Origin of the sequence: Erwinia sp. MMLR14_017 (assembly GCF_033657285.1) — a bacterium.
GTDB lineage: Bacteria > Pseudomonadota > Gammaproteobacteria > Enterobacterales > Enterobacteriaceae > Erwinia.
Genome location: NZ_JAWVWP010000001.1, coordinates 1 through 12,318, shown reverse-complemented (window position 1 = coordinate 12,318; position 12,318 = coordinate 1). Strand labels below are relative to the sequence as shown.

Annotated in this window: 8 protein-coding genes, 1 tRNA gene, 3 rRNA genes and 1 pseudogene; 7 read left to right on the top strand and 6 right to left on the bottom strand. The window is 54.6% G+C overall.

The annotated features are described in order from the left end of the window. Positions 1 to 37: 37 nt before the first annotated feature. The 4 genes and pseudogenes from iclR (at position 38) to SD961_RS00050 (ending at position 5,243) form a co-directional block, all read left to right on the top strand. Positions 38 to 864 (top strand): annotated as a pseudogene (gene iclR / locus SD961_RS00065) (glyoxylate bypass operon transcriptional repressor IclR). 1,367 nt (positions 865 to 2,231) lie between these two features. Then, complete coding sequence (gntK, locus tag SD961_RS00060; protein WP_318788388.1) at positions 2,232 to 2,771, top strand: gluconokinase; 540 nt, start codon at positions 2,232 to 2,234, stop codon at positions 2,769 to 2,771. Continuing rightward, a complete protein-coding gene (gene edd, locus SD961_RS00055) occupies positions 2,768 to 4,588 on the top strand; it encodes a phosphogluconate dehydratase (protein WP_318788387.1) in 1,821 nt (606 codons plus the stop codon). The genes gntK and edd overlap by 4 nt, the downstream gene beginning before the upstream one ends. A 13-nt stretch (positions 4,589 to 4,601) precedes the next feature. Next, a complete protein-coding gene (locus SD961_RS00050) occupies positions 4,602 to 5,243 on the top strand; it encodes a bifunctional 4-hydroxy-2-oxoglutarate aldolase/2-dehydro-3-deoxy-phosphogluconate aldolase (protein ID WP_318788386.1) in 642 nt (213 codons plus the stop codon). 426 nt (positions 5,244 to 5,669) lie between these two features. Here the strand turns inward: SD961_RS00050 and metA are convergent, their stop codons facing one another. Further along, a complete protein-coding gene (gene metA / locus SD961_RS00045; RefSeq protein WP_318788385.1) occupies positions 5,670 to 6,599 on the bottom strand; it encodes a homoserine O-acetyltransferase MetA in 930 nt (309 codons plus the stop codon). 106 nt (positions 6,600 to 6,705) lie between these two features. Beyond that, on the bottom strand, positions 6,706 to 7,557 hold the full coding sequence (locus SD961_RS00040; protein WP_318788384.1) for a LysR family transcriptional regulator: 852 nt from the start codon (positions 7,555 to 7,557) through the stop codon (positions 6,706 to 6,708). Positions 7,558 to 7,718: 161 nt separating this feature from the next. Between SD961_RS00040 and SD961_RS00035 the strand changes: the two genes are divergently transcribed. The 3 genes from SD961_RS00035 to SD961_RS00025 are packed head-to-tail and all read left to right on the top strand — an operon-like array spanning position 7,719 to position 11,411. Then, on the top strand, positions 7,719 to 8,927 hold the full coding sequence (locus SD961_RS00035; protein ID WP_318788383.1) for a M20 family metallopeptidase: 1,209 nt from the start codon (positions 7,719 to 7,721) through the stop codon (positions 8,925 to 8,927). Further along, entirely contained in the window at positions 8,924 to 9,730 is an 807-nt protein-coding gene (locus SD961_RS00030) for a transporter substrate-binding domain-containing protein (RefSeq protein ID WP_318788382.1), read from the top strand. The genes SD961_RS00035 and SD961_RS00030 overlap by 4 nt, the downstream gene beginning before the upstream one ends. Next, positions 9,717 to 11,411 carry a M28 family peptidase gene (locus tag SD961_RS00025; protein ID WP_318788381.1) on the top strand — a complete coding sequence of 565 codons (1,695 nt, stop codon included), beginning with the start codon at positions 9,717 to 9,719 and terminating at the stop codon, positions 11,409 to 11,411. Before SD961_RS00030 ends, SD961_RS00025 begins: the two co-directional genes overlap by 14 nt. Before the next feature lie 197 nt (positions 11,412 to 11,608). On the opposite strand, the gene rrf (SD961_RS00020) is transcribed toward SD961_RS00025, so the two are convergent. The 4 genes from rrf (SD961_RS00020) to SD961_RS00005 form a co-directional block, all read right to left on the bottom strand. Further along, positions 11,609 to 11,724, bottom strand: a 5S ribosomal RNA gene (rrf, locus tag SD961_RS00020). 32 nt (positions 11,725 to 11,756) lie between these two features. Continuing rightward, positions 11,757 to 11,832: transfer RNA gene (locus SD961_RS00015), tRNA-Thr, on the bottom strand. 181 nt (positions 11,833 to 12,013) lie between these two features. Then, positions 12,014 to 12,129: ribosomal RNA gene (gene rrf, locus SD961_RS00010) — 5S ribosomal RNA — on the bottom strand. Positions 12,130 to 12,230: 101 nt separating this feature from the next. Continuing rightward, positions 12,231 to 12,318 (bottom strand): 23S ribosomal RNA (locus tag SD961_RS00005); the annotation flags it as partial.

The following is a 12,318-nucleotide window of genomic DNA, read 5'->3' as shown; positions in this document are numbered from 1 at the left end:
AAATGATTTCCACATGGTGAAAATGAAGGAGTCAGACATGGCGACCCCCATCGTGGCGAAACACGGTAAAAAACCTCGCGCTGCTGCTGTTCAACCCGCTCAACCTGCCGGACAGGTCCAGTCGCTGACCCGTGGCCTGAAATTGCTGGAATTTATTGCCGACTCTCACGGCAGCGTAGCGCTGACCGAACTGGCAAAGCAGGCCGGTTTACCCAATTCGACTACGCATCGTCTGCTGACCACCATGCAGCAGCAGGGGTTTGTACGTCAGGTGGGCGATCTGGGTTTGTGGACGATTGGCGCGCATGCGTTTGTGGTCGGCAGCAGTTTTCTGCAAAGTCGGAACCTGCTGGCGCTGGTTCACCCGATGCTGCGCAAGTTAATGGATGATTCCGGTGAGACGGTGAATCTGGCCGTTCTGGATCTTAGCGATCGTCAGGCGGTGATCATCGATCAGATTCAGTGTACGCAGCTGATGCGCATGTCCGCGCCGATTGGCGGCAAGCTGCCGATGCATGCCTCAGGAGCGGGAAAAGCGTTTCTGGCTAATCTGAATGAGCTCAGGTCAGTGAACTGCTGCATCGCCAGGGGCTGCACCATTATACGCCGCAAACCCTGACTTCGCCGCAGAACCTGAAAGAAAACCTGGCACTGGTGCGGAAGATGGGCTTTTCCTTTGATGATGAAGAGCACGCGCTTGGTCTACGCTACGTGGCAGCCACTATTTACGATGAGCATCACGAACCTTTCGCCGCTATTTCCATTTCCGGCCCAATTTCCCGGGTCACCGATGACCGGGTAACGGAGCTGGGTGCACTGGTGATTAAAGCCGCCAAAGAGATCACCCGCGAGTATGGCGGGTAAGCGGTGAGTCTGGTGATTGCGCGGGACAACGCCAGGTGCGGTGGTAAGGCGTAACCATTGGGCACCTTATCCGAGACGCCGTAAATCCTTCCCTGGAGGCTTGGATGCCGCATCCATGCGGCATACACTCGGCTAAGGTGCCCAATGGTGCCACCCGAAAATTTTGGCGTCGTTGGTGAGTCTGGCGATCGCACAGGTCAAAACCAAGGGCGGTGGTAAGGCATCATCCAATAATTTTCGTGGCGCGGGTGAGTCTGGTGATGGCACAGGTCAAAACCGGGTGCAGTGGTAAGGCGTCACCACAGGACACCTTATCCGAGACGCCGTAAATCCTTCCCTGGAGGCTTGGATGCCGCATCCATGCGGCATACACTCGGCTAAGGTGCCCTGTGGTGCCACCCGAAAATTTTGGCGTCGTTGGTGAGTCTGGCGATCGCACAGGTCAAAACCAGGGGCGGTGGTAAGGCGTCACCATTGGGCACCTTATCCGAGACGCCGTAAATCCTTCCCTGGAGGCTTGGATGCCGCATCCATGCGGTATACACGCGGCTAAGGTGCTTTGTGGTGCCACCCGAAAATTTTCGTGTCGCTGGTAAGTGTGGCGATTGCACAGGTCAAAACCAAGTGCGGTGGTAAAGCGTCACCACAGGGCACCTTATCCGAGACGCCGTAAATCCTTCCCTGGAGGCTTGGATGCCGCATCCATGCGGCATACACTCGGCTAAGGTGCCCAATGGTGCCACCCGAAAATTTTGGCGTCGTTGGTGAGTCTGGCGATCGCACAGGTCAAAACCAAGGGCGGTGGTAAGGCATCATCCAATAATTTTCGTGGCGCGGGTGAGTCTGGTGATGGCACAGGTCAAAACCGGGTGCAGTGGTAAGGCGTCACCCCAGGGCACCTTATCCGAGACGCCGTAAATCCTTCCCTGGAGGCTTGGATGCCGCATCCATGCGGCATACACTCGGCTAAGGTGCCCTGGGGCGCCACCCGAAAATTTTTGCGTCGTTGGTGAGTCTGGCGATCGCACAGGTCAAAATCAGGTGCGGTGGTAAGGCGTCATCCAATAATTTTCGCGTCGTTGGTGAATATGCCGATCGCCCAGGTCAAATTCCTGGCAACAGGTTTTAGCTATAACAAACGACAACGAAGCGTTCTAACCCAGATATCACAACATTCAGACGACATGCCCTTTGCCCTTAGCGCATGGCCCTCTTCACTCAGAAAACTTTGAAGCGGATCACAATTACCACCGAATCCCACCCATTCTGATTGCGCACGCTGCGCATTCCCTCAACAATGCCAGAGCATAATGTTACCGGTAACACCGCTAACAAAGGGTGCGCCTTTTCACTTTGGGAGCTGAGCTATGAGCAATCAACATCACCGAATCTACGTCGTTATGGGCGTTTCCGGCAGCGGCAAATCTGCTGTCGCCGCCAGCGTTGCACGCCAGCTCTCTGCGGGCATGCTGGATGGCGACTTCCTCCATCCGCGCGACAACATTCAGAAAATGGCGGCGGGCATGGCGCTGGATGATGGCGACCGTGCACCCTGGCTTAGCGCCCTTAATGATGCGGCTTTTGCCATGCAGCGTACCAACGAAGTTTCGATCATCGTCTGCTCTGCCCTGAAAAAGCACTACCGCGATCGTCTGCGGGCCGGTAACAGCAACCTCTCGTTTATCTATCTGCACGGGGATTTCCCGGTTATTGAAGCGCGCCTTGCCGCACGCAGCGGCCATTTCTTTAAAACCCAGATGCTGGTCAGCCAGTTTGCTGCGCTTGAGCAGCCTGGAGCGGAAGAGAGCGACGTGAAAATCATCGATATCAACCAGCCGCTGGAGCAGGTAATTGCCGATGCTGTTGAGCATATTCAACACTTTCAGCCACAGGAAGCCTGCGCATGAACACCGTTCATCCCATCATCGCGCAAGTTACACAACGCATTATTGAGCGTTCCGCTGAGACCCGAAGCGCCTATCTGGCGCGCATGGAGACCGCCCGTTCCAAAACCGTGCAGCGCGCCAAATTGGCTTGTGGCAACCTGGCGCATGGGTTTGCTACCTGCCAGCCTGACGATAAAACAGCGTTGAAAAATATGGTGCGCAGCAATATCGCCATTATCACCGCTTACAACGATATGCTTTCTGCTCACCAGCCTTATGAAACTTACCCGGATAAAATCCGCCGCGCCCTGAGTCAGACAGGTGCGGTAGGCCAGGTAGCGGGCGGCGTGCCCGCCATGTGCGACGGCGTGACCCAGGGCCAGGACGGCATGGAGCTGTCGCTGATGAGCCGCGATATTATCGCCATGTCTGCTGCGGTCGGCCTTTCCCATAATATGTTCGATGGCGCGCTGTTCCTGGGCATCTGCGACAAAATCGTGCCGGGCCTGGTTATGGCTGCTCTCTCATTCGGTCATCTTCCGGCGCTGTTTATCCCGGCTGGCCCAATGAGCAGCGGCCTGCCGAATAAAGAAAAAGTACGCGTGCGCCAGCTCTATGCCGAAGGCAAAGCCGATCGACAGGCTCTGCTGGAAGCGGAAGCTGCCTCCTATCATGGCATTGGTACCTGTACCTTTTACGGCACCGCCAATACCAACCAGATGATTATGGAAGTGATGGGTCTGCATCTGCCCGGCTCTTCCTTTGTCCATCCCGATACGCCGCTGCGCGAGGTGCTGACTGAAGCCGCAGCCCGTCAGGTCACGCGTCTGACGGAAACCTCAGGCAATTACCTGCCTGTGGGCAGGCTGGTCGATGAAAAAGTAGTGGTAAACGGCATTGTGGCGCTGCTTGCCACGGGCGGTTCGACCAATCTGACTATGCATATGGTGGCGATGGCGCGCGCGGCAGGCATTCAGATTAACTGGGATGATTTCTCCGACCTCTCCGAGGCTATCCCGCTGCTGTGCCGCATCTATCCGAACGGTCCGGCGGACATTAACCAGTTCCAGGCCGCTGGTGGCGTGGCTTTGCTGGTACGTGAGCTGCTGAACCACGGCTTACTGCATGAAGATGTTGAAACCGTGGCCGGATCTGGTCTGCATCGCTATACCCAGGAACCCTGGCTGGATAACGGCAAGCTGGCCTGGCGTGAAGGCACCGAAACATCCCTGAATGACAAGGTGATCACATGCGTATCACGCCCCTTCGAGCAGCATGGCGGCACAAAAGTGCTGCAGGGCAACCTGGGCCGCGCGGTAATGAAGACCTCTGCGGTGCCGGCTGACAATCAGGTTATCGAAGCGCCCGCCGTGGTGTTTGAAAGCCAGCATGATGTTCTGCCCGCTTTTGAGGCTGGCGAACTGAACAAAGATTGTGTGGTGGTGGTTCGCTTCCAGGGGCCGCAGGCCAACGGCATGCCGGAACTGCATAAGCTGATGCCGCCGCTTGGCGTGCTGATGGATCGCGGTTTTAAGGTGGCGCTGGTCACCGATGGCCGTTTATCTGGCGCATCCGGCAAGGTGCCTTCAGCCATCCATGTCACCCCGGAAGCCTGTACCGGCGGCCTGCTGGCAAAAGTCCGCAATGGCGACAGCATCTGTGTTAATGGCCGCACGGGCGAGCTGGAGCTACAGGTTGATAACGATGTGCTGGCGGCACGCACCGCCTCTCAGCCAGACCTGAGTGCTGAACACACTGGATCCGGACGCGAACTGTTTAGCGCGCTACGCAGCCAGCTTTCGGGTGCCGAACAGGGTGCCTGCTGCATCAAATTTTAACGGAGAACCCTTTATGAATAACTGGAAAACCAGCGCTGAGCAGATCCTGACTTCCGGTCCGGTCGTCCCGGTGATCGTCATCAATAAGCTGGAACATGCGGTACCGCTGGCGAAAGCGTTAGTGGCGGGCGGCGTACGAGTGCTGGAAATAACTTTGCGCACGGCCTGTGGAGTGGATGCCATTCGGGCCATTGCCCGGCAAGTGCCGGAAGCGATCGTCGGCGCGGGCACGGTGATCAATCCGCAACAACTAAAGCAGGTTACCGAAGCTGGTGCGAAGTTTGCGATCAGCCCCGGCCTGACGGAGGATCTTCTGAAGGCGGCCAACGCAGGTTCGATCCCGCTGATCCCTGGGATCAGCACCGTTTCTGAACTGATGCTGGGGATGGATTATGGTCTGCGCGAGTTTAAATTCTTCCCGGCAGAAGCAAACGGTGGTGTTAAGGCGCTACAGGCGATTGCCGGCCCGTTCCCGCAGGTCCGTTTCTGCCCGACGGGCGGTATCTCACCCGCCAACTACCGTGATTATCTGGCCCTGAAAAGCGTGCACTGCATCGGTGGCTCCTGGCTGGTGCCCAACGATGCGCTGGAGATGGGCGATTATGACCGTATTACCGCGCTGGCTTGTGAAGCGGTAGCTGGCGCCTCTGCCTGATCCTGCCGCAGAGCCTGGCTTACCGTCAGGCTCTGCTTTTCTGTCTGAGCAAATGGGCGCTGGAACACCAGCTCCGTGCTAATAACCTGCTGTGTCATAGCTCTACTCCCGTCACCAATCGCATTGGAAAACATCTTTGCAGGACGCTCTGCTGCTGGGTACTTTTTAACCCGCTGTGACAAGATATAATTATCTAAATTACAAAAACTATTTCCATTTTAGAATTATAAATATATTAACTTATTGAATTTAATGTTTTTTAATTTTTTTATAAAAAGAAATGACTTTCACAGTTCATTTTTATGCACTGAAAAAAGAAGAAAAGCATGCAGGATCAGGAGATGAGCTGGTGGCGATCGCGACTGGGAAAAGGCGATAAAAAAAGGACCCAATGCTGATCGCAGGTCCTTTTTTCTGTAGCGGAAATTAATCCAGGCTGGGGTTCATATGGCGCAGATCAAATGGCGTGATCTGATAAACATAGTAGTTCAGCCAGTTAGAAAACAGCAGGTTGCCGTGGCTGCGCCAGCTGGCACGCGGCGGAAGCTCAGGATTATCTTGTGGGAAATAATTATAGGGAATTTCCGGGTGCAGACCCGCTTCATAGTCACGATGATATTCCCCGGACAGCGTCAGCGCATCATATTCAGGATGCCCGGTGACAAACGCCAGCCGTTTGTCTTTGCTGGCAAACAGATAAGCCCCGGTCTGCTCCGATTCAGCAAAGATTTCCAGATCGGTGTAATCACGCAGCAGCTGCGTCGGGAAATCGGCATAACGTGAATGAGGAGCCAGAAAGGTGTCATCGAAGCCGCGCGTCAGCAGCGCATGCGGATGCAGGATCTGATGATCATAGACGCCGGATAATTTGGTTTGTCGCGTCTGTTTTGGAATGCCATACAGGATATTCAGCGCAGCCTGCACTGCCCAACAGACAAACAGCGTAGAGGTAACATGCTCTTTTGCCCAGTGCAGCACCTTCTGGATCTGCGGCCAGTAGGCCACATCATCGAAGTCAACCAGCCCTAACGGTGCACCGGTAACGATCAGCCCATCGTAATTATTGTGCTGAATATCTTCAAAATTGCAGTAGAAGTTATTCAGATGCTCCATCGGCGTATTGCGGGTTTCACGGCTGTCGATACGCAACAGCTGAATGTCGATCTGCAGCGGCGAGTTAGAGAGCAGGCGCAGAAACTGGTTCTCGGTCTCAATCTTTTTCGGCATCAGATTCAGTACCAGCACTTTCAACGGGCGGATCTCCTGCGTGCTGGCCCTGGTTGAGGTCATCACAAAGACATTTTCGTTGCGCAGGAAATTCACGGCTGGTAATTCATCGGGTACCCTGATTGGCATAACCTTGTTTCCTCACTTAACCATTTAAACATTTAGACATCCAGACCGCTAAAGATAACGTGACAGGAACAGAATGTCGAGGTCTCATCGGGTAGTTGAAAATGTTTCATCTCTGGTCGCTGAACATGTCAACAAATGGCAGCGTTACCGCTGCGTCCGAACTGGCATGTCGATAAAGCAGCCAGGTGCGGCTTTTCACCGCTTCTCCACCCACCGCTATTGGTGTGCGAAACAGCTCCTTTGCCAGAGGCTGATAGCTGGAGACGATGGCATAACCTAACCCTCGTTCCACCATCGCCAGGCACACTTCCAGCTTGTCCACGCTCATCACCACCCGGGGCGCCAGCGTATAACTGGCATTCCACCACCGCTCAATCAGTTTGGTGATGTGGCCGCCGTGATTGATTTTTATCTGCGGCAGATGCGGTAACAATGCCAGATCGATGGGCTGGCGGCTGATCAGGTAATAATCATCCTCATCGACCAGCTTTTTACCCTCTTTCCAGCCGTAATCATCTTTGACCAGTGCCAGATGCACATCGCCCCGCTGAAGCTTGAGGAACATCTCTTCACTGAGACCGCTGACCAGGTGCACATTGATACCCGGATGCCGCTGGCTGAATTCAGCTAACAGATCGGGCAACCGGTAAGCGGCATAGTTACTGGAGACGCCTATTCGCAGTTCTCCCTGCTGCGGTCCATTCAGGCTTTGCAGCGTACTCCGTAACAGCTGAAGTTCATCCAGTACCGTTTGGGCATGCTGCGCCAGATAACGTCCCTGAGCGGTGAAGGTCAGACCGCGCCCTCCATCTTCAAAAAGCTGGATCGCCAGCTTGCGTTCAATCTGCCGCAGGCGATAGCTCAGCGCAGGCTGCGACGTAAAGAGCACATCCGCTGCACGGGTGATGTTTTTGTACTGCCAGACCGTGCGAATAATCAGCCAGTCTTTTTCATTCATCGCAACCTCGCCTCTTTCTGAAATCGTCATCCATAAAATATTTTTTGCGGGCACGATGCAAGCCATAAAAATTCTCAATTGGGCAGAGAGCAAAAAAAAGCCTATATCTGTTTAACGCACTGGTTTTACAGAATTTAACTGCACCTAATTGGGGAGCCATTATGTCGGAACGCACCATCAGCGCGCAGAAAGATAAAATTATTTATGCGCTTGAGCAGATTAGCCCGGCAATGCGCGACCTGGCGCTGAGCCTGCATCAACATCCGGAGCTCAGCTTTGAAGAGCATCGCTCTGCGGCTGAACTGATCGCTCCTCTGCGTAAAGCAGGATTCACCATCGAAACCGGCACAGGCGGCCTTGAGACGGCGTTTCGGGCCAGCTGGAAACAGGGAACAGGCGGCCCGACGATTGCTTTCCTTGCAGAATATGATGCCTTGCCAGAATTAGGACATGCCTGTGGCCATAATCTTATCGGCACTGCATCTGTGGCAGCGGCACTGGCGCTGAAAGCCGCTCATGTAGATTTCAATGGCTCTGTTGAGGTGATTGGCACGCCTGCAGAAGAAGATGGCGGTGGGAAGATCATCATGGTTGAGAAAGGGGTATTTGATGATGTCGATGCCGTCATGATGTTTCATCCCCGTGAGAAGAATATGGTGCTGCGCGGTGCGCTGGCCTGCCATGACTCCACCTTTAAATTTTATGGCAAGGCGGCGCATGCGGCTTCCGCTCCGCAGCTGGGTATCAGTGCGCTGGACGCGGTTATTCATACCTTTAACGGGATTAATGCGCTGCGTCAGTTCTTTACTGATGATGTGCGCGTCCATGGCGTGATCACCCACGGTGGCAGCGCGGCAAATATCGTCCCGGCCTATGCCGAGGCTAAATTCATTCTGCGTGCCGCAACGGTTGGCGCGCTTAGCGAGGTACGCCGCAAAGTTTATGCCGCTGTTCATGGCGCGGCAGAGATGACCGGCGCACGCGTGGAGATTGAAGAGGGCCTGATCTACGCCGAGCGCAACAACAATCTGGCACTGGCGGCGCGGTTCACTGACAACCTGGCGCTACTTGGGGTCGAAAGCTACGACCCACCGACCCGTGGCGGCGTAGGATCATCCGATATCGGCAATGTCAGCCAGGTCACCGCCGCCATTCATCCCTATCTGCGCATTGGCGACGTCACCCCGCATACGCCTGAATTTGCTGAGGCAGCCGGCTCCGTAGCGGGCCTTGCAGCGATGCTGACGGCAGCAAAAGCCTTAGCCATGACGGCATATGACTTATGCCATGACGAAGCGCAGTTAGCCGCAGTGAAAAACGAATTCATTCACTGGCATTCACAAACGATTCTGGCAGGAGAGAAACAATGATTAAGGTAACCCGTACTCTGACACTCGCCTCGCTGGCACTCTGTTGCTCCTCCGCGCTGGCGGCAGGTGAAACTCTGCGCGTAGGCGCTGACCTGACCTATCCCCCGTTTCAGTACCGTGATGTAAATGGTAAGCCGACAGGCTTTGAAATCGATATCACTAACGCCGTCTGTAAAGCGATAGCGGTAAAATGCGAATATGTCGTCAGCAGCTTTGATGCTGAAATCCCCTCGCTGATGGCGAAGAAAGTGGACTTTATTTCGCCACTCGGCGCAACCGTAAAACGGAAGAAGTCGATCGACTTCAGCCACTTCATATATCACGTACCTTCACAACTGGTGGCGCATAAGGGAACAAATCTGCAGCCTACGGTTGAATCGCTGCAGGGTAAAAATATCGCCGTACAGCAGGGGTCAATTCAGGAAATGTACGCCAATAAATACTGGGCACCCAAAGGCGTGGAGATCAAAACCTATCCCGATCAGGATGTGATTTATCAGGATCTGGCTGCTGGCCGCCTGGATGGGGCGCTCAGCCCGGCAGTGGCCGTTACTTTCGGGTTCCTGCAGAAGCCGGAAGGGAAAGATTTTGCCTTAACCGGCCCGGAAGTGCGTGATGATATCCTGTTCAGTATTGGTTCCGCTTACGGCCTGCGCAAAGGAGATGAGAAAACGCAGCGCATGCTGAATGAAGGGTTGGCGAAAATCATGGCTGACGGTACATGGGAGAAGATCAAGCAGCACTATTTTGGCGATATAGAAATGAAAGTCACCCGTACGGAGAAAACGGATGCTGCCGGGTGAAGCTGACAGCGCTACGCTGATCCCACTGATGGAAAGCATACTGGATAGCTTCGAGTCGCTTAATCGCCTGTCGGGCAGTGAAGAGGCGGAACGATCGGTGGATATCCTTATTGAACAGCTTCGTGCCATTGGGCTTGTTCCGGTTCGGGAAAGCTGCCCGCTATGGCTCAGCGATCCCGTGATGGGATCGCTGACAATCCCTGATTTCCCTGGCTGGCAGGGAAAAGCGAAGACGCGCTCCTTTTCCGCTTCCTGTCCCGCAGGCATACAGGGAGAGCTGTTCTATGACACCCGTTCGTTACAGGCTGTTGCCGATAACAGTATGGCGGCCTGGGCTTCTTCCGTGCGAGGGAAAATCGTTATCGCCGATCAGGCCTTTGAGGAGTATGTGCAGCGTCTTTGTCAGGCCGGTGCGTTGGGACTGGTGCATATCTGGGGATCGGCTGAAGAGGCTCTGCATGAAGAGACAGTCGGCCCTGTCTGGGGTACACCGGTGCCAGATGACCTCGCGCTTTATCCGTCGATACCGGTAATTTCCGTCAACTATCAACAAGGCCATATTTTACTGGAGTGGCTTGCCCAGCAAAAGAGACCCGTTACAGCAGTGATCCGGACTGAACTTAATCAGCATGTTGCCCGCTGTAGTATGCCCGTTGTCGATATTCCTGGTGAGAGCGATGAATTTGTACTGCTCTCCTCTCACTACGATTCCTGGCATGAAGGCGTGACCGACAACGCTACAGGCAATGCTTTATGCCTTGCCGTCGCCGCCCATTTTCATCGGCTACAGCCGCAACTAAAGCGAGGATTACGTATCGCCTGGTGGCCGGGGCATTCTAATGCCCGTTATGGTGGTTCCACCTGGTATGCTGACCGTTATCGACAGGTACTCCAGCAGCGGTGTGTGGCCCATCTCAATGTCGATTCGCCAGGCTGTAAAGGCGCTACAGAAGTGGTGGTGAATGCCAGTGGCGCGGAAGGTTTATCCTTTCTTAATCGGGCAATACGGAACATAACGGGTAATGATGCCCGACGCATCACTCCATTGGGAAAAGGCGGCGATCAATCCTTCTGGGGCTGTGGCATTCCTTTGCATTTTGCCTTCCGCGAAGAGCCAGCGCTCCGAACCAGCCAGTCACCGGGCAGTGGCGGGGGATGGTGGTGGCATACGGAAGCGGATACCAGGGATAAGGTAGAGAGCGCAGTGTTGTGGCGCGACTGCCAGATCCATATTGGCTGGCTGCATGAGTTACTGGTTGAGGCAGCATTGCCCGTTGATCCCTCCCATTATCTGACGCAGTTGCTTGAGGAGCTGGAGAACCTGCAAAGCGTGCTGGATCCCCAGTTTGATCTGGTCTTAATCAAAGAGTGTTTACTGACCCTTCGACAGCAGATAGCGCCTCTGGCAGGCAGCAAAGAAGAGCAGCATCAGAAAGTTGTTAAGCAGGCGGTTGCTCTCTGGCACCGGGCCCGTTACAGCTCAACTGATGATTTTCATTATGACGGCAGCTACCGGGGCGGCGCCTGGCCAGGATTACAGATCCTGCGTGACCATAAGCTGGAAACCACTTCTCCGCAGACCTTCTTAATGCTGACAACGCAATATTATCGTCAGCGCGATCGGGCTGTGAGTTTACTCCAGGCCAGTCTGGATCTGATTTCACAGTCTGAAGAAGGCTGAATTACTTTTTTAAGGGCAGAAAAAAGGGCCCCGTGCGTCAGCGCGGGGCCCTTTTCTTTCTTCTTCCGCGCACGATGAGGCATCACGCCGCGCCTTTCTGCTTTACGTGCGGTAACGCCGCCGTCCCGCACCGCTTCTCACGGCGCCTGAACGCAAAAAACCCCGGCCTTATGGTCGGGGTTATTGCTTTATTTGATGCCTGGCAGTTCCCTACTCTCGCATGGGGAGACCCCACACTACCATCGGCGCTACGGCGTTTCACTTCTGAGTTCGGCATGGGGTCAGGTGGGACCACCGCGCTAAAGCCGCCAGGCAAATCTTTATCCGATTAATCGGCATTGTTACTGGTGCTGATACCCAGAGTCGAACTGGGGACCTCACCCTTACCAAGGGTGCGCTCTACCAACTGAGCCATATCAGCACGCTTATTTCTGTCAGAAAACGGTTTACTCACGTTTACTGCTTTTAAATTAATGCCTGGCAGTTGATGAACTCACGTTCACCCCACGGGCCGTTGCGCCGCAACGTTCAGGCTGCGCCTGTCCCACTCTCTGAGAGTAGCGTACTGCCCCGTTATACCAGTTTACTGCTTTTAAATTAATGCCTGGCAGTTCCCTACTCTCGCATGGGGAGACCCCACACTACCATCGGCGCTACGGCGTTTCACTTCTGAGTTCGGCATGGGGTCAGGTGGGACCACCGCGCTAAAGCCGCCAGGCAGATTCTGTCGTTCACGCCGCCCTCGCGGGCCGCGCAAATCAATCCGTCACAAGCTGAAAATCTCTCTCTCAACGCCCACCAGAACGCTTCTGGCGTTGTAAGGTTAAGCCTCACGGGTCATTAGTACCGGTTAGCTCAACGCATCGCTGCGCTTACACACCCGGCCTATCAACGTCGTAGTCTTCAA